Here is a 23,925-nt window from a genome sequence, read left to right as displayed (position 1 = left end):
TCACTCACTCGGCCGCAACGTTCGCGGGTACGCGGGCCTGTTCGTCGGCCATCATTCCGTCAATCAGCCGCCGAGCCCAGAGCGCGCCCGCGTCAATGTTGAGATCGTAAAAGGGCGAACGCGGGTTCTTGTCGATGGCAGCCTGCTGCGCCTCCAACACTCGGTGATCCTGATCGTAGACGCCTGCCCCACCATTGACATGGGCGAGCTGGAGCTCGCTCGTCAGCTGCGCATCATCCTTCCGATAATTTCGGACGAAGTTCCAGAAATAATGGCAGGTCGTCTCAGTTTCCGGTGAGATCGCCGCCAAGAACGCGCCGCTGACGCCTTGCGAGCGGTCGCCTTGCGGTGCGCCTGTATTTGTCAGTGCCACGCCTACGTCGCCGACGACCACCGATGGCGCCTGGAAGGTCACGATCTGCCAGCGATCGACACGGCCCGGCCGTGCGAGCTGGCGGCCCCAGAACGGGGGCGGCTCGATATCGATCATCCAGCGCGTCATCGTCGCCGTGTTGCCCGTGTGGGTCACGTCGAAGGGCGAAGCCGTGATCGCCTCGTCGCCGATGCTGCCGGCGTGCACATAGGTCTCGTGCGTAAGGTCCATCAGGTTATCGATCACCAGGCGATAGTCGCATTTCAGCTGATAGAACGTGCCGCCCTCGCCGACCCATTGCTTACCGTCGTTCCAGTGAAAATCCGGTATTTTGGCAGGGTCTGCCAGCGCTGGATCGCCGGGCCACAGCCAGACCAGACGATGCCGCTCAGCCACCGGATAGGCGCGCACGCAGGCAGACGGATTGATCGTCTTCTGCGCGGGCATGTAAGAGCAGCGGCCGGCCGAATTGAAGACCAGCCCGTGATAGCCACACATGACGTCGTCGCCCTTGAGGTGTCCGAGCGATAACGGCAGCAGTCGGTGCCAACAGGCATCCTCCAGCGCCGCGACGACGCCATCAGTACGGCGGTAGAGCACGACGTTGTTGCCGCAAATGGTGCGGGCGGTTAGCTCGCGGGCGATCTCGTGAGACCAGGCCGTCGCATACCAGGCATTGAGCGGAAAGGGTTTGGGTGCGTTCATGGTGCAGCTATCTCCATGTTTTGGTTGCTGGTCGCGGACTTGCCGTCTTAACTCCCATTTTCGAGCAGATTGCGTTGGCAATAGTTATGGGACAATCGGACAGAGTTGATATCCCTTATCTACTCTTTCGATATGGTGGTTTGGTTTCCGCAAGGAGGATCGTAAGAAAGATGGCAAAGGATCGGGATCCGCTTGCGATTGATTTTGCCGCGATCCGTACCTTGCGCCTGGTGTCGGAACTCGGCTCGTTTTCGAAGGCCGCCGAAGCGCTCGGTACGAACCAATCGACGATCAGCTACACCATGGACCGGCTGCGCGCGGCGTTCCACGACAAGCTGTTCGTGCGCCAGCACGGCGGCATCGCGCCAACGCCTAGATGCGTCGAGATCGTTGAGTGTGCCAGCCGCCTGCTTGAGGGCTTCGAGGGCCTGATGCAGCCGGCGGATTTCGATCCCGCAAGCGCGTCCGGGCGGGTCACGATCGCCTGCAACTATTACGAACGCTCGATCATTCTGCCGCGCACCATCGCCGAGATCAGGCGCCGAGCGCCGCGCCTGATGCTGGAAATCAAGACGGCGCGCGCCAAGGGCATGGCGTTTCTCAAACGCGGCGAAACCGATCTTCTCGTTGGCCCCTACGAGGTGCAGGACGAGAGCTTCTATCATCGCCATCTACTGGACGACCACTATGTGTGCGTTATGCACCGCAACCATCTGCTCGCCGGCAGGAGGTTGCGCGTCGACGACTATGTCAAGGCGAACCACGCCGTCGTCACCTATGGAGGCACCTGGCGCTCAGGCTATCTCAGAGGGCTCGATGAACGCGGCCTGTCGCTCAACCAGGTGGTCACGGTGCCGAGCATCTCCGATCTGACCCACATTCTCCCCCGCACGGATCTGGTCTCGACGGTACCAAGCCGCATCGCTTCGAGCATCGCCAAATCCGTCGTAGCAACGTCGTGTCCTTTCCCCGAACCGTTTCAAGTCGGCATGACCTGGACGTCCCGGACGCATCATTCAGCCGCCCACCGGTGGCTGAGGCAACTCATGGCCCGAATTGCCGGCACTCTGCCGTACAAGGCGGCTCTTGCCGCGCCCTTCGGGCGCAGCCGCGGCAGCGTCAATGCCGGAGCTTGAATCTCTGGGACAGCCGGCATGCGACTGTCTCCTTCTCCTGCTGGATTCGCACCAACCTCCTTACCTTCACTAAACCGCCAGCTTGCCGACCGCCAATACGACCAGATCAGTCGAGAGGAGACGGCTCAGCTCCACGTGTTATCCGTCGCGCCGACCGAAACGAGACACTGCGGTGGCGGGTGCCTTGCTGTCAGCTTCGAGGAGCGCCGCGCCCGAGCAGATCGAGCGGGTAGGCGCGAAGCTTCTTTTGCGGACTTGCCCGGCTACGACAAAAGGAGCGTGTAGCCTTCGCCGTCATCGAACATGTTCGCGTAGTTAGAGAGCAGATACACTGCCTCCACCAAATGTGGTGTTTTTGGAAGATTTGACGCGAGGCTGGAGGTCTTTTGGGGTTCAAGAACTCGACTGCACCGTGGAGCTTGTGCGTTTGCCGATAGCGAATGTTGAGGCGACATCGGAGCCTGCCAAGCGGGGATGTCGTGCCATGCCGAACATAGTTGCGCGCAGCTCTGTATGAACGGCCGCAGCTCTCACTATCGATAGCACGAGCCAACCGTGGCCTATCGGCATTTACCCCACTAATCTTATAATTGAAGATCCAAGGGCAGTCGTAGCTGTGGCGTCAACTTACCCACGCGGTAGATGACAAACCGAATCGAAGTCATCGCTCGCACTTCAGCTCCTCCAGCCACGTTTCCTTTCATATGAATCTGACGTTGCCAGGGGGTATCAAGATGTTCACGAACATCCGAAAGGCAAACTCGTCTTTCATCATGGAGCTTTCCCTTAGCATAATCTCCTCGTCCGACTTTTCGCCTGTCTGCTTGAAGAAAAGCGCCCCGCCCGATCGGATCGGGCGGGGCGTTGCGGGAGCGAGGCTTACTCGCCGGTTTTGCGCGGCCGTGACCAGAGGAGCGTGTAGCCTTCGCCGGCTTCATCGTCGAACAGGTTCGCGTAGATGGGCGCGTTGAACGAAGGATCATCGAGCTTGAGCGAGAGGTAGTCGCGGCCTTCCTCGGAGCGCTTGGACCAGGCTGCCCCGATCCGCCCGGCCCACATAGACGCGGTGGCTGGGCGCGTTCTCGTTTGAGCGGTTGGCCTCGGGGACGATGCGGACGCCCCTGGCCTGCAGACTCAGCGTGACGATCTCACCCTGGAAATCGTTGCCGACCTTTTTGAACGAACCGATGCTAGCCATGTCAATTCTCCTTGAGTTGTTTCGAGCCCCGCGACCACCGCGGCCTCGATGGCGATCTGAGAGCCGAAGACGATCGGCGACGCACCCGCTTTCTCGCGGGCCGGAGCGCTAAGCGGAGGACGCCGACGGGAAGACTTTCTTGTCTCGCGAGGAATGGGCGTTAGCCCAGGGGAAGAAAGTCTCAACCGGCGGCGTTGCGGCTCAGACGATCGAGGCGCAGCCGGTCTTCGGCCAGATCAAGCCAACGAGGCAAGGTGCGTCCGAGCGCTGAACACAAACTTAAGCGGAAGACGTGGCAGAGCTCGACTTGCAATACAAGAAGGCGAGCGGAGTGTACCGGTCGATTTCCTCATGTGACGTCAAAGAAACCGTCCTTGTCATAATGAGAATTGCCGATGCTGAGCACACACGGATTAAGCTGCCCTGCTAGGTCCAATTGCCGTTCGGCCGTCTCAAGCGCATCGGCCGCATCTGCCAATGCTTCATCGATCTTCTCGTGCTGCGCGAGAGCAGCGAATATGGGATCGGGTTTGAAAGCTCGCGTCAGATCCTCAGGGCATCTGAGCGCTTCGAGCGACAAGCGCCACCGCAAATCATCCCGCGAGAAGCTGCAAGATTGGTGAGCCCCCGCCTCTGCAGATCGCTCAGTCGAGCGGGCGCTACAAAATGCCGAGTCCACGCCCGCGCGATCGCGTGAGGTGTCCGGATGGAGCCTGGACGCTGGGCTACGCGTTTGAGGTGAACGAATCGAAGCTTCTACCCGGTCCCTCTGCCCACTATCTGCACCTCTGGAACCGCCCGGCACTAAAGCCGCGGAGGGGCCCAAGATCTGTCCGGCACGGAGAGAACGTGAACGCGATCAATATCCCGAATCAGGAGTGCTCATGACCGCGTCATCATCCACAAGATCGGCAAGATCGGCAAGATCGGCAAGATCGGCAAGATCGGCAAGATCGGCAAGATCGGCAAGATCGGCAAGATCGGCAAGACAAAGCGCGGGAGCAAAGCTCGTGCCGTTTTCATTCGCCCCCATCTGGACATGCGCGAAGGGCTGAGGGATGGATACCTTTCCGAATTCATAGAAAGTAATTGTGAATGCCTTGGCGGGCAATGGAAACCCAAGATCTTCCGGCAGTTATCGGCATTGCCGACCGAGTGCACCTAAATTACCCCGAGGAGGAGGCGGTATTTGCGGAGCGACAGCACCTCTATCCCGGCGGTTGCTTTGTCCTTCATGCTGGGCCGGCGGAAATCACCGGCTACATCGTCAGCCATCCCTGGCACTTCAAGCAGCCACCGGTGCTCAATGTCCTATTGGAACGGCTGCCAGACCCTGCGTCCACTTTCTATGTGCACGATATCGCGCTGTTGCCCGAGACGCGCGGCAATGGCGTGGCTTCGGATGTGGTGCGCAAACTTATCACCCACGCAAAAGAAGCGGGCTTTCCTAACATCTCACTGGTGGCCGTAAATGACTCAACGGCGTTCTGGGAGAGGCATGGCTTCCGCACCCTTGAAGACGACGCCCTCAACAAGAAGCTCGCTACCTACGACGAACACGCAAGGTACATGGTCCTTGGTCTAAGAAAACGCCGTCAGTTCACCTAACTAATTGATCTATCGTACGTTTTCGTTGGCGATGCAATGGTATGGATCTTAAGTCCGGCCGCGCATTCAGCTCGCGTCGAGGGAACGCAATCTCAGACCTAGCGGCCAGAGGCTATTCCTCAGGCGCTGCGTCGGTCAGAACCGGTTGAGGCAGAATTGGTCGTCCTGGCCGGCTCGCCACCTGGCCCGATAAAGAAGTGATCTGCATCCAAGCTTTCCCGGCGATGAAGATTGCGCCGACGCATGCCAAGGCCTCACACCAGAACGGCGACGGCACGCTGATCTGCGATAACGCGAGCGTCACATGGAAACCAGCAATTCCTGCCGGAATAGCAAAAACCGCGCCAATCACGCCGCGCACAGTGCTCAGCCGTGTCATGGAATGGGCGAATTGAGCAATGGCAAGCGTCAAGGCCGCACCGACGATCGCGACAGTGAGCGCAGCACTAATTCCGCCGCCGTGATCCAATGCCATTACAGCGGCGCTGACGGCGACAAAAAATGGGAGGGCGTATACTGCGAGAGCAACGGTCAGCCAGAACAGCAGGCCGAGCCCAATGAGATTGAGGGCAAGTCCAAGGGCAAGCACGGTGGTGGTCCCGCTTAAAGGAGTAGCGACTGCGCCCTCCACCACCACCACGGCGCACTTTAGTGTATAGAACCAAAAGATGATGAAATCGAGACGCAAATCCGCCTTGTACCAGAAAGGCGATTTCCTGGTACGATTGAGGCGTCGAGAGTCATTCGGCCGCAGCTTACGATTTTGTTTGAATTGAACCAAGGCGAGGCGTGCGGGCAATCGACGCGCTGCTCGCTTCCTATGATTGCGAGCCGAACACTGAAACATCTGGTCGACAGCGCGTTCGCGATGGTGCGGCGCTTCCGCAGTCGAGGGATGCAAGGCGCGCAAATGCTTCCTTGGGATTCCCGAACACCCACCGCGGCCTCAAGGCCGCAAGGCCATCGAAGTGGGGATCAGCTAACGTCCTGTCTCGGCAGACCGCCAACTCAAGCCGGCTTCCTGATTCCGGTTTCCTTCTGTCACCCAAAGCATGAGCAGATTCATTCGACAACTCAGTGTGGTTGCACCTCACCTCGGCCGATGAACTCCAACACCGACTCCGCCTGACCGATCTCACGTGAGATACGCTCCAATATCCGGATCGTAGATGCGTGCGTCCGGATGAGACCCGCTCTCTCGCACGCAATATCCAAGTGATGCACCACCTGTTCGGGGGTGGGAGCGGCCCGATTCTGCAAGGCGCTGATTGTCAATGATGCGAGCACGTGCTCGACAACAGTTTCTTCGGTCGGAATCAATTCTGATTGCCTCTCCTAATCGCAGACCCAACTCTGAAATCAATTATCGACGAAAGTGTGTGCACTCCGAGCAATCTGCGCGACTGGACGCGTCCGTTGCGGATTCGAAAGTGCGAATGATGCGGCGGATCACACGGTTCCGGCGGCTGCGAGCTGAAAAGGCGCCGACATCCCAATGAAATGGGAACGCTCGAGAGTTTAATCAGGGACGATCAGCACTCGTGATGTAAAAACTCAATCTTCATCGTTTCTGAGCCCTGTGCACTCTTCTGCATGTTGGGCTAACTTCTCGTATTCCTCGGCCACTTTCAGGAGCCTGTCTCTCGGTCTGCCGGGTACGAGCGCATCCGCTTTAGTGCGCGTTGCTTGCGCACGACTTCGCCAGAGCTGAGGATCGTAGATTGGTCTGTATGGCATCATGGGGAGAGGATGCAATTCGTAGATCAACATAGTGCGACGGCCGACCTCCGTATCATTACGTAGCTACTCATCAGCAAGCTCCCCGCTGCGAAGACTCGCGCAGATACAGCGGCCGCCCCTGCAGGACGGGCATGAACCTCTGATTTAGATTGCGCGGCATGGACAGTTAGCGACAGCGAACCAATCCGCTCGCGAGGCAGGCCGCGTGCCTCGTCGCAAGATCTCTTGCCGGAATAAATAGTGCGGAGAATATCAGAGATCGTCATCTCACTTTGCAAACCTCACGTACGAGGTTGTGAGGTTAGCTTTGCCTTCGCTAGAACTTGCAAGCTGTTGCAACACATGTTGTTGTCGCGAACGCGACCTTCGCCTGACGTCCGCAATACGCCAAGGTGTTCCGAATACGACATCGGGCAGATTGCTGTTTCGTCTGCGAATCTTTAGAGGAGAAGAGCATATGCAGTTCTGTGGCAGACGCCTGTCGATCTTGTTATCCTTGCTTTTGACTGCAAGCGTAAGCACGATCGTCAAGGCCGACGGGCCCTCGCCGAAATATACGGACGTGCTCAATGCCCTGCAGGCCGGCAAGGATGTGAAGGTCATACTAGATCTCAGTCGCTGTACCACCGCCGACGGCGACAAGCCCGGGCCGGCCGTGCAGGGCGGACTGACTATCAACGCCTTCAGGGTGAGCGCCCAGAACGGCATCAGTTTCGCCAATGCGCATCAAACCTTGGACAGCTCGGGACACCCGGTTACGGAATACATCCGCCACAGCCTCAATCGCGAAGGCAAGCTCATGGTTAGGGCCTCCAAGCTGGCCGCTGGTGCGGCCGAAGTCGTGAACCAAGGTGAATTCGTGTGCGAGCTGCCGGACGGGGCGAAGTTCGTCTGGTAATCGGGAGAAGCACTGCGAGTGGCCGACCGGCGCCTTTGCTATCGGCCGCCGGGCTCGGTGAGCAAACGACTGCCTGAAAAGATCGTGGTTGGGACATCATTGCTGATGGCCCCGCATGGATCTCGGGTAAGACCAATTTGGCACTCGGCGGCTACTTCAGGGTTTAGCGGAAAAGCGCGCTTTCGGCCAGCTACGAGTCTCGAGCGTGAAACACCTATTGCGTGGCCCTCGATAGCGGTCATCAGATCACCGCTCTCAGGCCGGGGCCTAATGGGATCCCACATAGCCCTTCGACTCGCCAGCCTGGTCGCGCTTACGCCGTCTCCGCGCGAGCGCGACAGGCACATTTGAAGCTCGGTGAACGAGGCGCCCCCCAGGTTGAGGTGTCCTACATTGTCGGCAAGGCCAAACACCTGCTGATAGGCCCATAGATCACGGCACGAAGAGGCGTGTTGATCGAACATTTTAGACCTGAAGCGCGTGGACCTGAAGCGCGCCAAGTGGGTGAGCCAACGCTTTCGCCTTTTTCTGAGCTTGGGTATGCCAGGGGCCAGGCTTCACATCGGGCAGAAGACGATCGTTCGCTCTTTCCAGACCACACACCGACGCATGCCAACAGCCCTCTATCGGCTCGGCTGCGACAGATCGATAGTGCCGGAAGACACGAACTGTGATCTATGTTCCTCATCACCGCGACATCAGAGGAAACGACCATCGCAAATGATGGTGTTGCACAGCTCAACTTGCCGCGTCCGCAGTCACCTGCCGCTACTTGTCGGAATCCGGATACGCGAAGAGCCGCCATCGGATGCGGCGCAATCGCTAAACCTCACGTTGTGTTAGATTTGCATTTCAAGCTGGAGCTGCTAGGCTGCGGGGGCTGGGGTCAACCTAAGGAAGTGACGTTCGGAATGAAAAAATTGTTGCTTATATCGGCGGGCGCCCTCGCGCTCGCTGCGGCGGTGCCCACTTTCGTTTACGTCGCGAGGCACGCTGCGCGATATTTCGACACCAATACGCTCGCAACCAAACCACCAAGTCCGTGCGCCGGTGACCCGGACTGTGTAGATCTTACCCCGGATCCTGCTGGTATCTGCACACAATACCCGGAGGCGTGCCGACACTAAGGACCCGTTCACAAATGGGGCCGCTACCGGATGACGCAAAGGCGTTATCTTAAGTGTTGTCCAGAACGACGATATCGCCCGAGAAATTCTAGCCAGGCTCACGATATGGGCGAGGGAGGTCTCTCTGCGTGCACGGCTTGCCGAAGCCGCCCTCACCCGCCAGCTATCCCTAAGGGATCCATTGACCGAACGCCCTGGAGGGGTAAGAGCAAATTTCCAAAAACTCATTCATCTCCAAGCTTGTCATCGCAGCGATCAAGCAGGCGCTCGAAGCAATACTTCGCAAGACTCGATCTCGGTCATCGATCACCGTCGCAACGCGCGGCCTTGTGACTCGGGGCGTGAGCGATCCATCCTAGGGGACAAAGGCTGCGTGAGCTGGCTCGCTCAGGTCCTTATACCTCTTCGCGGACACGGTCGGCCAATAAAGTTGCAGATGCTCGTTCGGAAGTAAATTTGGTTACACCATACGCTGACAAGTCGGTCTTCATTCTACCAGAGCCTATGCGCTAGCTATCCGTTCCCCATTCGGAGCCGTAGAGACTGCGCATTTCGGCATGGGCGCGGCGGACCATTGACCGCTTGATCAGACGCCCCACGATTGCGCCGACGGCAAGAGCAAACAGGCAGCCCAGAGAAAGGTCCAGCCGCCCCCAATAGATATTCGAGGCCATCACGGGAAAAAACGCGACCAGCATTGCGCCCTTGCAGATCAATCGCATTTTTAGAAATCGCCCAGCCCAAGCACGCAGCAAAAGCTCGCTATCCGACCAAAACAATAGCACAAGCTTTCGCAGCATTTCTTCGCCGAGTTAGATGCGCAGCTGTCGGAACTCAACGCAAAAGGTGGGGCCGGCGAGGAAAATGCCCACGAAGTTTCCAACAACTTGGACAAGAAAGCATTCGGTAGGGCCAACGAGCCCGGAGGTTTTCAAACGCTCTTGAAGGTCAGGAAGGCACGAACAAGCCTGAGCGTCAGCATGGCGGTCTGCGCCGAACTTGAGTTAGGGAAGCCATTGGCGGAATTAGGCTTACAGATCGGACCTTCAAATTTGACACAAGCGCGTCGGCGAATGCGGGATACACCGAGCCCAGATCACCGCGGGTCCGATGCACCGACGACAATACTGCGGCATCGGTCTTTTTAAGGTGCTGCGGCGTCGCTTTCGGCGTCAATTGAGACGACGGCACTCACGCGCCGCCTTTGCCAAACTTCCAGACCGGGATGCCGAGCTTTTTGGCCTTATCGACGAGATTGTCCTGGATGCCTGTGCCCGGGAAGTGCATAACTCCGATTGGCATGACCTCGAGCATCGCGTCGTTGCGCTTGAATGGTGCGGCCTTCGCATGCTTTGTCCAGTCCGGCCTAAAGGCGATCTGCGGAACATTGCGATTGCTGGCCCATTTTGAAGCAATCAATTCGGCACCTTTCGGCGAGCCGCCGTGCAGCAGAACCATGTCGGGGTGTTTTGCGTGGACCTTGTCGAGCCTATCCCAGACAAGCTTGACGTCGTCGAAATCGAGGCCACCGGTGAGCGCGATCTTAGGGCCAGCAGGGAGCATCACCTCGGTCTCGGCCCTGCGCCTTGCGGTGAGAAAGTCTCGGCTATCGATCATCGCGGCGGTAAGATTACGATGGTTGACGACTGAGCCAGAGCGCGCCCGCCAGGGCGAACCGGTGTGAACTTCGAAACTTTCGGCAGCCTGGTCGCGAAAGAACTCCATGGCGTTGCGGCGTTCGATGAGCGTAACGCCTTCGGCGGTGAGCCGTTCGAGTTCGACGGATCGTACTTCCGAGCCGTTCTGCTCGCGTTGGCTCCTCTGCTGCGCTTGCTCATTGGCGTCAAGTTCGCGTTCGATGCGTTCCGCCGCGCGATGGAAGAGATTGACAGCCGACCAGAGCAAGTCTTCAAGATCCGGCTCCAGGCGCGTATCGCTCAGGGTCGAGACTAGTGCATCGAAGATGTCGGCGATGGCACCGGTGATTGCGTTGGTTTCGGGAAGCGGCCGTGGATCGGGTTCATCTTGCAAAGGACGAAAGCCAAACAGTTGAAGTTCGGCAAGAGCGTGATCGGTCAGAGATGGAGCGTGGTGCGGTTCGAATCGCGGATCGTCGCTTTCGGTCACCATGGGTGAGGTCCTTTCCGGATCGGCCGCGCCCATCGCGGCCTTCGTGGCGATCACCCGACGGCAAGCGGCACGGACCAGAACCCAAAGCGAAGCGCAGGGCCGAAGCGAAGCGGAGGATGGCAGAGGTGCGGCTATTTTGTTTCGCGATGCAAAGGCGCGGAACGCGCCAGCGGAAAATAGCCGCGACCTCTGCCATTGCGGGGCCGTCCCGCTTGCCGTCCGATCGCCTCTAGAAGGCCAGGGGGCGGCTCTATCCGCGAAGGTCGCCCTCACAGGACCGGTCATGAACTGGCGGCTGTATTCAACCGGCCTCGAGCGCGACCGGGAAGCAGTGAGCGCAGGAAAAGCCTGAGCAACGTTTTGGGGCCGCGAGCTTAGCGAGAGGGTGCTCTCATCAACTCGCTCACTGTGGTGGCCCCTCGCGGCGGTTGACCAGGTTGAGCACTGATGGCGCCTTGCGGATTTCATGTGAGACAAGCCTCAATATTCGCATCGAAGATTCCTCCGTCCCAACGAATCCCGTCTTTTCGCACGCCAGCCGAAAATGATGCGCGACCTGTTCGCGCGTGGGTCTGGTGAGGTTCTGCAACGAGCCGGTAGTTAATGAGGCGAGCATGTGCGCGGCCACATCTTTTTCCGCCTGAATCAAGCTTTGCGTCCTCATATGACCGCTGCTCGCCTGAGAGCAATGCAGCCGGATTGTCCGCGATGTTGCGACTCCCTGATGAGCGCTCGGAATGCTACGATCCCTTCATGCGCGGAATCATGACACTTTGCGCGAAATGGCTCCGCCGATCTCTCGCACGATAGTGATGGCTTAGTTGGATGGGCGGCTTTGCCCTCCACGTACTCCGACTCTCCTGAAGAGAATTGCGAAACTAGTAACGTGGCTACCGTCTGCACCTGTGGTCGATTCTTCGCGGTCAGCGGGGTTAGGCTTGGCTAGCAAGCTTGTTGTGCTCATACTGATGGAGAGCGCGCATGTCTAAGCCGACGCGATGTGCCGGTTTCCTAGATGGACCGATGCCTGAATGTGTAGCTTGATTATGGGCTTTCAATGCCACAACCTGTCGTTACGTGCGATTCAAGTTGTTTCTGCGATTTAGCCGAGTCATAGTTGCCAGGCAGAGATGTGTGCTCGTAGGATTGTTGAGGCGACGACTTTAGTCGGCGAGGAATGGACATTGCGAGCCTCTCTCACGGCTGCGAACGAAAGGAATGCGCTGACCGGCCGGCTCCTCGATGCGAATAGGCGCCGATCCGAACGGATCGTCTGGCTCCTACCACCTGGGTGCGATGGAAGGTATATCACTCGATGTGAAAGGAGTGCGCGGCTGAAAGTTTGGTAGGTGCTTCGGGCGGCTTTCGGTCACCTTTAGAGATTCCAATCCCATCGACCTTCAAAACGGCGTTTGCACCGGTTAGCCGTCGGGAAGGCGGCAGGTCTCAGCGCGACCACTTGATCGAGATCGCACTCAGGACCCGTTGGTTGCAACGGGGACTATGAAGCGCGCGACATCCTGCGGAGTAAACTGGAACTGTAAGGCTGAGCGTAGTTCACCGAGGCCGAAGGTTCGCAGGTCTTCGTTGAAGTCTGAAAGTCGAGGTGATAAGGCAATCGCCTCGATACCAGCCGCGATGGCGCGCTCGGTCAGGGCCGCTACAGCGAGATCGCCGGCTGCATCGGCATCGCGTGCAATATAGAGCCTGCGTAGCGTCAGCGGAAGCAGCAGGGCGGCAAGATGGTTTGCTGAAAGCGCGGCAGCCATGGGCATTCTCGGGGCCGCGCAGCGAAGCGAGAGCATCGTCTCGATGCCCTCTCCGGCGGTAAGCACATCATCGGACGCACCAAATCGGACCGCATTGCCGAGAAGGTTGCCCATGGCACGCCGCGGCGTGGCGATTGGCGCCTTTCCGAGACGCACGCGATCGAAGCCGTCAGGGTCGAGCCAGGTGCGATGGACGCCAGTGATCCGCCCCTTGAGGTCCGTGACACGGGCGATCAATGCCGGCCAGATCTCCGTCTCTGAGTTCTCATCTGACCGGTAGTAGCAGCGGCGGTGGAAGCGCAGCTCCCCATCTTCGCCCAAAACTGTAATGCCGCGCTCGCGCAGATAGGCTTCGGCAAGGGTGCTCGCGACCGGCTGCGACATGGCGAAGAGGCGCACCGCCGCCTGGGGCGAACCGGCCAGCGCTCTACTGTGCGTAACCTTCGATGGGGCGACGCCCGAGCGAGGCAAGTTCAGAAATCGCCGCGCCTCATCGGCGACGTCGCGGAAATCGAGAAGCCCGCAGCTTTCGCGGATGATGTCGAGAAGGTCGCCATGTTCACTTGTTGCGGCATCCGTCCATTTGCCGGCCGGCCCCTTGGGCGAAGCTATCAGTCGCACGAACATCGAGCGCCCTGGTGTGTTGCGGGCATCGCCGACCATCCAATAGCTGCCTTGACGGTGACCGTTGGAGAGATAGTAGCGGCACACCGCCTCGGCCTCGCGCGCGAGACGATGTGTCAGATCGTGAGATTGACATCCCATCACGCGGCCTGCCGTTCGGCGACCCGCGCGAGCGGATAGCTCTCCAGTACCTTAGAGAGGCCCCCCGCGTTTGACGTAACTACGCGGATGAACATGCGCACCTTCAAGGCGAAGCGGTGCCGCATAGTGTCGGTAAACCTGGAGAGTTCAATACGGTTGGCATCTATCACTTGCGCGCGATGGAGCCGGAGACTTTCTGCGAGATCGAAAACGGTCCGCCCGTCAATGAGCGCCGCAAACGAGTCAGCCGTCATCACCGGCACATCGGCTGACGCATTCTGCGTTGCATATGACTCGTCGAAAGCAGCCATCGCGTTGAAGTCAGGGCCCAACGATTCCACAACGTGCCTGACGCGCCAAGGCTTCTCGCCTTGTCGATCGGCGCGTAGCGTGGCGTAGGTTGTAAAAAGGACGCCTTCAGCGATCCGGATCGGCGAGCGCCGGCGGAACCGTGGGAGACGCGTGATGGGCAGCCGCTCCATATCGAGCAGGGACCAGTCACGCTGCGCATCCTCAATCAATTTGTTCGACTTGTTAATCGAGACGCCGGACCGCTGTCTCATCGCCCAATTGTCGATCAAGATGTCGCCGACCCGGAGCTGCGTCGACAACTGCTCAAGAGCCTGACTATCTTCCCAGTGGCGTATTTGGGCCGTGAGACGTCCCGGGATTTTCGAAAGCATCGGCAACATTGAAATCGGCAATCCTGGCTTGGCGCCGATAACCGATTTATATTTGCGAAGGGACGGGACGGCCGCCGCCTCCCAGGCGTCATAGACAGTTTTCCAGTCGATTGTGTCAATGAGACCGAACCTAACTTCGATGCCGCTCCCCAAGATCACGTCGATACTCTGGCCGCGCGCACTTGGGAGTAGAAGGCGTGCTATACGAAGCAAAGAGACTGCCGCGGGCGAGAGCGTTGCGGCAGCCGCGGCCCTAGAATCTGATGGCTTGAACATATGGAAAGCCTGAGGAGAGCGGTTGCGCAGCGAGCCGCCGGCGCTCTCTCGTGATCCGACCGGCTCAAACCTGCTCATCTCCCCTCTTCCTCTCCATCAGAGGGAGCCACGCAAACGCCCTCGCCTGGACCAAAGGCGTGCACCTGCCGAATCGGCAGGAGCCTGGGAAGAGGTGCGAGGGACGGGAGAGCCCGCTCCTCGCCGTCACCTCCTTCGGTGGAACAGCAATTCCGGCAAAGTGGCTTCCCTGCTGTTCCTCATCGTCGCATTCATGGGGAATTCGGGCAGAAGGTCGGCTTCTCGCTGCGCGGCGGTCCGGATTACGCCTTGTCGGCAAGCCGAGCAGCCCAGAGAGCGAGCCACTGTGATCGAGAAGACGTCGGCCATCGCTTGCCTGGGTTCGAGTAAGAAAGGACCTCCGGCGGCCGTCCGAAGCAAGATCCGCCAATCCCTTTTCGAAGCGCAGCATGGCGAACACCCGCGCAATGCGAAGCCCCTGAAGGGCTTCAGCGGGTGTTTGGAGATTCGCGACAATTTCGACGGCGATACCTACCGAACCGTCGATCCAATGTGTCTGGGGAGCGTCCTGAACGCCCTGTACGGATTCCAGAAGAATCCACCAGCGGCATTTCCACGCCGCAACGATACATCGACCTGATTCGGCAGCGCCTATGAGGCGCCGAGGCTATCCACAGAGCAAAAAAGGGAGACCGATGATGAGCACGAAGAAAAGGTTGCTCACGGGCTCAGGCAACATATTCGCCGATCTCGGCCTGCCGAACGCCGAGAAGCGCCAACTCAAGGTTGCTCACTCTGACTCACGAGACGGACGGAACGGGACATCATGGCTATATCCTTAGACTTTTGAGAAGGGCCAACTTGTCTCGTCTCCGATTTTTGGGGCCCCCGCGCAAGTCCGTGGGCGACTGCGGAGTTTTTGGAAATCTTGGATTCATGGCGCCGCCTAGTGTTCTGACATTTGCGATTGGCGTTTTGCTACACTCATTGCCTGGACAAACCCGCCTATTCGAGACGCGCTCCACCTGACGTATTCCCAGGCGTTCATGGACCAATTTCGCTACAGCATGATCTTGTGAAATCAATGTTCTGAGGATCGGACACAATTCTTTCCCAAAAGCACCCGCGTGGCACCTGCCAGGATTGGTGGCCGCACAGTTGTGTGCCGTACGCCCATAGACATCTGGAGGCGACAGGCTTACGGCCACCGGCCGATGCACTATTAAAGCAGTCCGGCTCGCTGGCTACGTGGACGCCACGACAAGGCAAGCTGTCCAGGGCAGCTGCGAGTTTTCAGAGGCCATCGATGCCTCCCACACTATTGTAAAGAAAACTGACTTCGATGAAGTACCGGCAAGCATTCTTGAAGCGGAAGTCCCCTTGGTATCTTTGTGGCGCCGCAATCATATCTCTTTCGACGCCGGCCGCGCTCGCTGTCGATGCAGTGGGGGTCGTCACGCAATTGGTAGGCTGCGCGACCGTGAAGGACGACAAGGATCGCTTATCGTGCTTCGATAAAGCCGCAGCAACGCGAACGACAGCTGGCGTTCCCAGCGGGCCGGAAACAGCGAACACCAAAGAAATCGTTACGAACTTCAGCCCGAACGATTTCAAGGTCGTTGATCCGGATGACCTTCATGTCGCCCCTGGAAGGCTAATCGGGAAGCCTATCGAGATTCGAAACGTAATATGTCTCTACGCCAGGGATGGTTACCGCTGCATTGCAGCTCGGCGTCGCACGATGATCGCCGTTGTATTCGCAAAATCTGTCGACCCAGCGGCTGAACGGGAGACACTGGAAAGCAACTGCGGCGCGATCGAGAGGATTGAGTCTCCTACCTGCCAAAGGGACATTCGAATAATTCCGACTGACTACTGCGAAGATCCCCTCAACGCCGTTGCGAAGCGCATTGTTCTGCGGGCTGAGAAACTTGAAATCCAACCAACGTCGCGACCGAAGCGATAAATCAAAAGTGGGACGACGCATGTTTGCGCCGTCTCCAGAGACCGCGTGAAACCGGAAGCACCGCGGCGGTGAGTCGACGTCGGCGAACGTGTGAGAAAAGCCGACGCGGTATAGATCGAGCGACGCGGTATAGATCGAGCATGGATTGGTGGTGGCGGCAGGATGCCGATCGAGGCGAGCCTGGAGCCATCGCACGAGCTCCTCAGCGGCATCGCGGCTGCCCCATCGGCCATGCTGCTTTATGGCGACGTGGGCTCATGCGGCGGCCTGTGTGGTGCGATGGCACTCCGCCTTGCAGTTCCAGGCGAGCAGCTCGTGCAACTGATGGCTCTTGCTTCGGCCGGAAGCGATGCACTCGAGCACATCGGTCAGTAGGACTGCAGGTCGGGCTCATGAAATGTTTCCGTGTTCACGAGCGACGTCACCGCCGCCTTTCGACGCCGCCTTAGCCGCCGCTGAAAAACGGCGGCAGATACCAGGCGAACTTCGGACCACCACGTAACCCACGAGTGCCGTGGCTGCCATACGATTCTCAATCACGGGCGGCCGTACCTTCACCTAGACCACGCCATCGGTGCAACGGCTGCAGCCGTGGTTGGAACGGAACCGTTCGCGGCCCCGCAGCGTCACGGCATCACCCGAGCACCTCCCTCACGCCTTCCGCCAATCTTGTGAAGCTGGCCTTTGCAGCACGGGCAGCCTACGGCTCCAGCACCTGCTCACAACGCGGCAGGTGCTTTAAGCAACGTACAAATGTTGTCGGACGACCTCGACGCAGGCGCATCGTCGTTCGCCAGCGCACTCCGCGTGGCACAGCCTGAAAAGATCGCTCAGCTTGAGCGCCAGCTTCTTGACTACGAGCACCACAAGCCGCTCCCAGCGTTCCTCCAAGACCATGTCCTTGAACGCATGCATCTGCACGCGCAGCTCCTCCTTCTCAGCGTCATGCGCGAGCACCACGCGCGGGGCGGAGCGATAGCGGCAAGATTGCGATTGGCCGAATTCGCGCACGGCCGGGCAAGTTCGTGTCGGGCTGCCACGTCGCGTGGAAGATAGAAAGTCGCACCGAGTCCATTCGCACATCCCGCGTGCGAGACAGCGGACTTTCTCGTCATAGGTGCAACTGGCACCGCCAAGCACCATCCGACGGATCAACCGCGATTGGATTCGACCCTTCTGCTGGGCTCAAAGGCAATCTGGCTGCAGCACGGGCCCTTTACCATCGAGAAGAAAGGTAAACCGCGTGACACCAAGGCATAATTGCCCTATGCGACCGTTCGATTTAAAATAGTTAGAAATATGCGAAGGTTTGTAACTATACGAAGGTTTGTAGTGCGCCCTCGTCGGCTGTTGTGATCAGTGGCGATCTCAAAATCACACAGGAGCGCCTGTCGGCGTCGAATTAAATTGAAGTGTTTAACCTCTCCGCCAGAAAGGCCGGACCGCTACAAGCATGTTTAACCAGCTCACTACGTTCGGACGTTCAGCGACGCAGCTAGTTTTTGGTAGCATTACGCTAGCGGCGGTGACGTTAACTTCCTTGTATATTCATAGCCCTTTCGCAGCGACGGCGTTCGCCTATCTGGTGGTGATAATGCTGTTTTCGCTGATGGGCAGCTTCATCGCATCGTCGGTGCTTTCCATCGTCTCTATCGCTGCGTCAGTATACCTGTTTACGCCGTCCACGTTCGGTCTCCGGATCGGTGACCCCGAGGACCTTTTGGTGGTTGTCGCCTTCCTAACCGCCTCAATTGTCGGAACGCAGCTGATCGGAAAAGTCCGCCAGGAAAGGGAGGCTGCGCGTGAGGTCGCAGCCAAGCTACGGCACAGCGCGGCCGATCTGCATGACCGCGAAAAACGCTGGCGTGCAATCTTTGAGCATAATCCGGTCATGTACTTCATGGTCGATGAAGCCGGAACGGTCCTCAACGTCAATACTTTCGGCGCAACTCAACTCGGCTATGCGCCTGCGGAATTGGTCGGCCTATCCGTGCTGAAGGTCTTTCTGGAAGAAGATCGTGAGGCCGTTCGCAAATGCATCGAGGCGTGTCTCACAAATATTGGTCAGTCGCACACCTGGGACATCCAGAAGGTCAGGCAGGACGGCTCGGTGCTATGGGTGCGCGAAAACGCCAAAGCAATGCTGTGGGCCGACGACAAGCCCATTGTCCTCATTGCCTGCGAAGATATCACCGAACGAAAGCGGACGGAATTTGCTCTGCAGCGGAGCGAAGCGCATTTGGCGCAGGCGCAGGAATTGAGCCATACTGGCAGTTTTGGGTGGAACACCGCCACCGGCGAGGTCTTTTGGTCCAAGGAGAATTTTCGGATCTTCGAATACGATCCCGAAACGAAACCGACACCGCAACACGTACTAGACCGCACCCACCCAGAAGATAAGGCTTCCGTCCAAGCGATTCTGGATCGAGCGTCTCAAGGCCAGGATTTCGAGCATGAATACCGATTGCTGATGCCAGACGGGTCGGTAAAGCACATTCGCGCGGCGGCATGGGCCACGAGAACCGCGACTGGCGATATCGAGTTTGTCGGGGCGGCGACGGACATCACGGCGGCAAAGCAGACGGAACAGCAACTGCGCCGTAGTGAAGCCTATTTGGCCGACGCGCAGCAGCTCAGTCGCATGGGCACTTGGGCCTGGGATTGCCACCGTCGTTGTTTTGCGTATCGCTCCGCCGAAGTGAGTCGTCTGTTTGGCTTGGATCCGGACGAGCTTGTATCGCTTGAGACCATCAGGTCGCGTATCCATCCAGATGACTTGGCGCTGCAGCAGGAAGTGCAACGTCGGGCTATCGAACAGAAGGCAGGTAACTTCGAATATGATTTCCGAATCCGTCTTCCCGATGGCACGATAAGGCACATACACTCAGTTGCGCACGCTGTGTTGGGAAGAGATGGCACCACCGTCGAGCTCGTCGGAACGCATATGGATGTCACCGAGCAACACGTAGCCAGGGAACGGCTGGAAAACACCCTTGCTGCGCTGCGTGAGAGCGAGCAGCGCTTTCGCGACTACGCCGAAACCGCTTCCGACTGGCTCTGGGAGACCGGGCCAGACCACTTGGTCACCCACTTATCGGAGCACGCCAGCGCGGTGGGCATCTTGGCCTCAGGGCTCATCGGTCTGCCTCGCTGGGAAATCGCTTGCGACGTTGAAGAAGAACCCGAGAAGTGGCGGCGGCATCGGGCGATGCTAGACGCACATCTCCCATTTCGCGATCTGATCTATCGCGCAGTCAGCAAAACCGGCTCTGCGTTCTACGTCCGGACCAGCGGCAAGCCCTTTTTTGATCTAGGCGGCAACTTTCTCGGCTACCGTGGCGTCAGCACCGACATCACCGCGAGGATTCGCGCAGATCAGGCCGAACAGGAGCTGCGGAAGGCACAGGCTGATCTTGCGCATGTGACACGCGTGACGACGCTGGGGGAACTAACGGCTTCCATCGCCCACGAAGTAAACCAGCCGCTCGCCGCCATCATCAGCAACGCTGACGCGTGCCTCGGCTGGATGGGACGCGAAACTCCCGACCTTCCCGCTGCGCGCAGATCGGTGGACTGGATCATCGAAGACGCGATTCGGGCAAGTGAGGTGGTCCGCAGGGTCCGCGCACTTGCGAAGAAAGGTGAGATCGAGATGGTACCGCTCGATATCAATGAGGTCGTCAAGGAGGCCATCACGCTGGTAACACGTGAGCTGGTTAATCAGCAAGTGACCTTGCGAACTGAGTTCGCGCCAACACTCCCCACGGTCCTAGGTGACCGGGTTCAGCTGCAACAGGTGATCATCAATCTGGTGATGAACGGGATCGAGGCCATGCAAGCGATTGACGACCGGAAGCGCGAACTGACGATCCAGTCATCCAGGGACGATAAGGGGCGTGTGCAGCTCTCCGTGACTGATTGCGGCGCCGGGATCGCTGACGAAGACATTGATCGCCTCTTAGACCCGTTTTTTACTACCAAATCGAGCGGCCTTGGAATGGGTCTGTCGATCTGTCGTTCGATCGTGCAAGCTCACGGAGGGCGCCTGTCCATCGTCCGCAAGCAAGAGCCGGGCGCGACCTTTCAATTTGTCCTGCCGGTCGTGTCTTAACGTCTTCCCCTCCCTGAAGGGAGGGGATTTTTCCGAGGAGCCTTAATTTAAGCGGCTCTACGAGATTTGCGGCGGAAGGAGACCTCCACCGCGGGCCGCGTTCCGGCCCTAAGAATGTTGCGGGCTGCGTTCACGTCGGCATGCGCCTCGTGTCCGCAAATCGTCGCAGGCGAAACGTGCTTGGCTTTCGCGATGGCGTGCGTCGATAGAAATGCGTGTCAGCGCGCCGGCGATTTTCGCCGCTCTGCAAACCCGGGAAGTTGACCTGCAAGATCGACTGTTGTTTGGCAACGAAATTCGTCACCTTGATTGCGTTCTCGTTATGCTGACGTAGTCGCAGCGGTATGGTTTCGAGCCCCTGAATGAACTGAAAGGCGTTTTGAGCCGCACCGAGACCGCGCAGCTACTTCACCCGCGCACGCAGGATGCAGGCGATCGGTCCGAGCGGCTTTGCGGCTTCGGTCCAGATCGCACCGTGATAGGCCTCGTCGGGCTGCGTGAGCAGCGGAAAACGCGACGCATGCGCTTCCCAGTCGAAATTGCCGCCTTCGATGATGGCACCTCCGATCAAGGTGCCATGGCCGCCGATATATTTGGTCCCCATCAAACTCATAACATCGCAACCTAAGCTACAACCTGCACTGGGATCACGGAATAACCGCGCACACAGTTTGATGCGACCCGCACGGCTCGCCAACGAGCTTGACGTTCAAGCGTCCATTCAACATCTCCTCCCAAAGGATCTTCGGCTGCAGTTCCGCAAGATGTCTACCAACACAGCGATGGACGCCGAATCCGAACGAGAGATGTTGCCGCACGTTCTTGCGATCGATGACGAAGCTGTTGGTGTTCTCGATGAACTCATCGTCCCGGTTACCAGAGATGTACCACATGACGACCTTATCGCCTTTTCTAATTTGTTTGGCACCTATGATGAAATCGGCCGAGGCGTCGCGGCGCATGCGCGCGATGGGCGTCTGGTAACGAATAATCACGGACACCGCGCTCGACACCAGCATAGGACTGTCTCGTAGCTTTCGTAGCTCGGACGGGTTCTGGTTCATGAACAAGAGGCCACCGCTGATCGAATTGCGCGTGGTGTCGTTTCCGCCGACAATCAGGAGGATAAGATTGCCAAGGAACTCGCGTGAGTCCATATTCCGGGTCGCGGGTGAATGCGCCATTATCGAAACCAAGTCGAGCCGAGGCTCGGCATTTATCCGACCGCTCCAAAGCCGTGCGAAATAATCCAAGCACTCGGACAGGACTGCGCTTCGCTTGTCCCAGCTGTCAATCGTGTGGCCCTCGTTCGGAGTTGAACGGCTACGTCCGACCAATACGACAGCAGCCGTCGATCCTCAAAAGGAAAGTCGAATAGCCTGGCCAACATCTGCGTCGTCAGCTCAATCGAGACCTTGTCGACCAAGTTGAAGGTCTCATTGTGCGGCAAGCCGTGAAGACTCGCTCTAACGCGACTTAAAACTCGGAGGAAGGTGTTCCGCTGGCACATCGACAGTGGTGACGCCTTGCTCTGACGAGAACACTTTATGATTTGTATCAACCGCTATGATGTCGCGGTATTTGGTTATCGACCAATATGGGCCGTACGGACTGTCTTGACAGTAGTGAACGGGATCTTCCCTTCGCAGCCGCTCGAAGTAGGGCCATATGCTATCGTCCTGAAAGCGTTTGGGCTCGCGTACGTCCAGACCACTCAGCTGGATGTTACACGGATCCTCGCGTCCGTGATCTGTTTGTAACGTATCCATGAGTTTCTCCCGACGCTGGTCACCCGACTCTTGGTTCGCCTCCGCTCTTGCTCCTGAGTGTAGGCAGCGGACGATATCCGAAAGTGGAGCGCACGCTCCCTACCATTTCCCGGAGGAGCGCAAGGTTGCTTTCACTAGTATATTTAGTGACACGGCCTCGCCTAATCGCAGCTTGCATCGCTGACCAACTGGCGGTTAAGAGGACATGGCTGGCTATGCGGCCACGGCGTTAAGATCGCTGAATGCGACGTCTTGGGCACATCACGCTTGCGTTTTGTTGGTCGGCAGCACGACCTTCGGGAGTGAAATGTGGAAGAGTTGACCGTGATCGCCAAGGGAACTGTGATCGCCAAGGGAGATGAGTTCTCACGAACTATGCTGCGACAGGCCGGCCTGTACGGAGGATGTTAAATGGTCTGGGAGGAAGAGGCTCTCGCGGGCCAGCAATGCGGGACGTTCTGTGGAGTTGCCGAATCGAGGCGGAAGCAGGCCTATCGAGGTACGCTCTGACGGGAGCTCAAACGATGACGCAACGATCCGCTTTAGGGATTCGATTGACCGCATTGTATACCGCTACGTTTGAGACGCCTTGTCCGATTGCATACCCTCATATGCGCGCGGCAAGCTCAAGCTTACGGTCGGGCGGGAAACGTCGCTGAGATTGCGTTCGTCTTCGCCGACGCACACCGCACCGGAGGCGGAACTGGTCCACAGCCGAATAGTTGCAGCGCAGAATTTGTTCGTTGTTGTAAGATCCCAGCCTGCCCAGGGGCGATGCTAGTTGACACCCGAAACTTGCCGAACGACCTGCTTCGGAAGGGCCTGGAGTAGCTAGAGAGGACACGTCGGGTGCGAGAGGAAAGCCGCGACGCCTCACTGGGAATACCAGCTTAGATTTGATGTAAGCGATTCGGCTGCGACGGGAAGCGATACGACTAAGACGCCGAGAGCCGAAGTTGGGACCATTGTTCGATACCCTCGTATCCCATCGTGCCGCGCCAAAATGTCTGTTAGATGCCTTTGCCGAGTATGTGGCCGCCGGCGAAAAATACGGCATCGAGCGTATCCGCTCTACGAATGGACAAAGGCGATGATCGAGAATCCGGCGAAGCGAGAGAACTACTTGAAGAGCTTCGCGGTCTACGTGGACGACCGCGAAGTCTATGCCAAGGCAACTGCCGATGCATTGGAGACGCCCTGCAGCCGCTGGTCAGCCGCGGACTGATTGCGCGGATAATCAAGCACGACACCAATCCCGCCAACAATCCGCAGCCGCCAGAGTGATGAAAACTGCCTGTCCGGAATGCAGTGTCCTCTTTCGGCCAAAGTGAATGGTGAGCCGTCGTTCGCGCGCTCACACCGAAGCGGTTTGCGCAATGCGTGGGCTGGTCAACCCGATAACGTCAGCAATACGGCTCTCGCCCAATCGGCCCCCCCGCGACCGCGCGAAACTGCAAGGGTCCGCAATGCCCAGCTGCTCTTTACTCGCCACGACTGGAGATTTACCTGACATGCCCCGCCTCCGCGAATCAGCGTGAAGACGGAATCACGCCCGGCATCCGTTGGCTAGTAAGAGAAACCTGCCTAATTCAACACTGATCGGGACATCCCGCTGCTTCAGCTTCGCCCCTTATGGCTACGATGAACCAGAAA

Annotated in this window: 20 protein-coding genes and 2 pseudogenes; 7 read left to right on the top strand and 15 right to left on the bottom strand. The window is 58.3% G+C overall.

Annotated elements, in window-relative coordinates:
• Positions 1 to 4: 4 nt before the first annotated feature.
• Positions 5 to 1,078: an aromatic ring-hydroxylating dioxygenase subunit alpha gene (locus QQL28_RS32005; protein ID WP_284271926.1), complete on the bottom strand. Its 1,074-nt coding sequence runs from the start codon at positions 1,076 to 1,078 to the stop codon at positions 5 to 7.
• Between QQL28_RS32005 and QQL28_RS32000 the strand changes: the two genes are divergently transcribed.
• Positions 1,069 to 2,214, top strand: coding sequence for a LysR family transcriptional regulator (locus QQL28_RS32000; protein ID WP_284271925.1), 1,146 nt, complete (start codon positions 1,069 to 1,071; stop codon positions 2,212 to 2,214). The genes QQL28_RS32005 and QQL28_RS32000 overlap by 10 nt on opposite strands.
• A gap of 879 nt (positions 2,215 to 3,093) precedes the next feature.
• Here QQL28_RS32000 and QQL28_RS31995 read toward each other — a convergent pair.
• The 3 genes and pseudogenes from QQL28_RS31995 to QQL28_RS31985 all read right to left on the bottom strand — a co-directional run bounded on the left by QQL28_RS31995 (position 3,094) and on the right by QQL28_RS31985 (position 4,523).
• A pseudogene (locus tag QQL28_RS31995) lies at positions 3,094 to 3,412 on the bottom strand (DUF736 domain-containing protein).
• Positions 3,413 to 3,761: 349 nt separating this feature from the next.
• Positions 3,762 to 3,992 (bottom strand): hypothetical protein, encoded by a 231-nt coding sequence (locus tag QQL28_RS31990; protein ID WP_284271923.1) that lies wholly within the window; start codon positions 3,990 to 3,992, stop codon positions 3,762 to 3,764.
• A 279-nt stretch (positions 3,993 to 4,271) separates the two neighbouring features.
• Positions 4,272 to 4,523, bottom strand: a complete 252-nt coding sequence (locus QQL28_RS31985) for a hypothetical protein (RefSeq protein WP_284271920.1) — start codon at positions 4,521 to 4,523, stop codon at positions 4,272 to 4,274.
• On the opposite strand from QQL28_RS31985, the gene QQL28_RS31980 reads away from it, so the two are divergent.
• Complete coding sequence (locus QQL28_RS31980; RefSeq protein ID WP_284271918.1) at positions 4,523 to 5,020, top strand: GNAT family N-acetyltransferase; 498 nt, start codon at positions 4,523 to 4,525, stop codon at positions 5,018 to 5,020. The two genes, QQL28_RS31985 and QQL28_RS31980, sit on opposite strands and share 1 nt — an antisense overlap.
• A 112-nt stretch (positions 5,021 to 5,132) precedes the next feature.
• Here the strand turns inward: QQL28_RS31980 and QQL28_RS31975 are convergent, their stop codons facing one another.
• Positions 5,133 to 5,819 carry a hypothetical protein gene (locus QQL28_RS31975; protein ID WP_284271909.1) on the bottom strand — a complete coding sequence of 229 codons (687 nt, stop codon included), beginning with the start codon at positions 5,817 to 5,819 and terminating at the stop codon, positions 5,133 to 5,135.
• 1,398 nt (positions 5,820 to 7,217) lie between these two features.
• On the opposite strand from QQL28_RS31975, the gene QQL28_RS31970 reads away from it, so the two are divergent.
• Positions 7,218 to 7,658, top strand: a complete 441-nt coding sequence (locus QQL28_RS31970; RefSeq protein WP_284271908.1) for a VirK family protein — start codon at positions 7,218 to 7,220, stop codon at positions 7,656 to 7,658.
• A gap of 1,636 nt (positions 7,659 to 9,294) precedes the next feature.
• Here QQL28_RS31970 and QQL28_RS31965 read toward each other — a convergent pair.
• From QQL28_RS31965 to QQL28_RS31945, 5 genes are all read right to left on the bottom strand, one after another.
• Complete coding sequence (locus QQL28_RS31965) at positions 9,295 to 9,585, bottom strand: hypothetical protein (RefSeq protein WP_284271907.1); 291 nt, start codon at positions 9,583 to 9,585, stop codon at positions 9,295 to 9,297.
• A gap of 391 nt (positions 9,586 to 9,976) precedes the next feature.
• Entirely contained in the window at positions 9,977 to 10,915 is a 939-nt protein-coding gene (locus tag QQL28_RS31960) for a DUF2493 domain-containing protein (protein ID WP_431309678.1), read from the bottom strand.
• A 403-nt stretch (positions 10,916 to 11,318) separates the two neighbouring features.
• Positions 11,319 to 11,564 carry a hypothetical protein gene (locus tag QQL28_RS31955; protein WP_284271906.1) on the bottom strand — a complete coding sequence of 82 codons (246 nt, stop codon included), beginning with the start codon at positions 11,562 to 11,564 and terminating at the stop codon, positions 11,319 to 11,321.
• Positions 11,565 to 12,390: 826 nt separating this feature from the next.
• A complete protein-coding gene (locus QQL28_RS31950) occupies positions 12,391 to 13,449 on the bottom strand; it encodes a DUF7146 domain-containing protein (RefSeq protein ID WP_284271905.1) in 1,059 nt (352 codons plus the stop codon).
• Complete coding sequence (locus tag QQL28_RS31945) at positions 13,449 to 14,486, bottom strand: strawberry notch-like NTP hydrolase domain-containing protein (protein ID WP_284271904.1); 1,038 nt, start codon at positions 14,484 to 14,486, stop codon at positions 13,449 to 13,451. The genes QQL28_RS31950 and QQL28_RS31945 overlap by 1 nt, the downstream gene beginning before the upstream one ends.
• 286 nt (positions 14,487 to 14,772) lie before the next feature.
• Between QQL28_RS31945 and QQL28_RS31940 the strand changes: the two genes are divergently transcribed.
• On the top strand, positions 14,773 to 15,066 hold the full coding sequence (locus QQL28_RS31940; protein ID WP_284271903.1) for a type II toxin-antitoxin system RelE/ParE family toxin: 294 nt from the start codon (positions 14,773 to 14,775) through the stop codon (positions 15,064 to 15,066).
• A 653-nt stretch (positions 15,067 to 15,719) separates the two neighbouring features.
• Here the strand turns inward: QQL28_RS31940 and QQL28_RS31935 are convergent.
• Positions 15,720 to 16,040, bottom strand: coding sequence for a hypothetical protein (locus tag QQL28_RS31935; RefSeq protein WP_284271902.1), 321 nt, complete (start codon positions 16,038 to 16,040; stop codon positions 15,720 to 15,722).
• Positions 16,041 to 16,554: 514 nt separating this feature from the next.
• Here QQL28_RS31935 and QQL28_RS31930 point away from each other — a divergent pair.
• On the top strand, positions 16,555 to 16,767 hold the full coding sequence (locus tag QQL28_RS31930; protein ID WP_284271901.1) for a hypothetical protein: 213 nt from the start codon (positions 16,555 to 16,557) through the stop codon (positions 16,765 to 16,767).
• A gap of 363 nt (positions 16,768 to 17,130) precedes the next feature.
• Here the strand turns inward: QQL28_RS31930 and QQL28_RS31925 are convergent, their stop codons facing one another.
• Entirely contained in the window at positions 17,131 to 17,403 is a 273-nt protein-coding gene (locus QQL28_RS31925; protein WP_284271900.1) for a hypothetical protein, read from the bottom strand.
• 442 nt (positions 17,404 to 17,845) lie between these two features.
• Here QQL28_RS31925 and QQL28_RS31920 point away from each other — a divergent pair, with 442 nt between their 5' ends.
• Positions 17,846 to 20,503, top strand: a complete 2,658-nt coding sequence (locus tag QQL28_RS31920; RefSeq protein ID WP_284271899.1) for a PAS domain S-box protein — start codon at positions 17,846 to 17,848, stop codon at positions 20,501 to 20,503.
• Between the two features lie 130 nt (positions 20,504 to 20,633).
• Here the strand turns inward: QQL28_RS31920 and QQL28_RS45970 are convergent, their stop codons facing one another.
• The 3 genes and pseudogenes from QQL28_RS45970 to QQL28_RS46240 form a co-directional block, all read right to left on the bottom strand.
• Positions 20,634 to 20,906 carry a PLP-dependent transferase gene (locus QQL28_RS45970; RefSeq protein WP_348522537.1) on the bottom strand — a complete coding sequence of 91 codons (273 nt, stop codon included), beginning with the start codon at positions 20,904 to 20,906 and terminating at the stop codon, positions 20,634 to 20,636.
• Positions 20,907 to 21,107, bottom strand: a complete 201-nt coding sequence (locus tag QQL28_RS45965; protein ID WP_348522534.1) for a hypothetical protein — start codon at positions 21,105 to 21,107, stop codon at positions 20,907 to 20,909. It lies immediately after the preceding gene.
• A gap of 20 nt (positions 21,108 to 21,127) precedes the next feature.
• Positions 21,128 to 22,272 (bottom strand): annotated as a pseudogene (locus tag QQL28_RS46240) (cytochrome P450).
• A 1,090-nt stretch (positions 22,273 to 23,362) separates the two neighbouring features.
• Here QQL28_RS46240 and QQL28_RS45960 point away from each other — a divergent pair.
• On the top strand, positions 23,363 to 23,497 hold the full coding sequence (locus tag QQL28_RS45960; protein WP_348522533.1) for a hypothetical protein: 135 nt from the start codon (positions 23,363 to 23,365) through the stop codon (positions 23,495 to 23,497).
• Positions 23,498 to 23,925 lie beyond the last annotated feature (428 nt).

The organism is Bradyrhizobium iriomotense, assembly GCF_030160715.1.
Classification (GTDB): Bacteria; Pseudomonadota; Alphaproteobacteria; order Rhizobiales; family Xanthobacteraceae; genus Bradyrhizobium; species Bradyrhizobium iriomotense.
The sequence above is the reverse complement of the archived record's forward strand: the minus strand, read 5'-3'. Positions and strand labels throughout refer to the sequence as shown.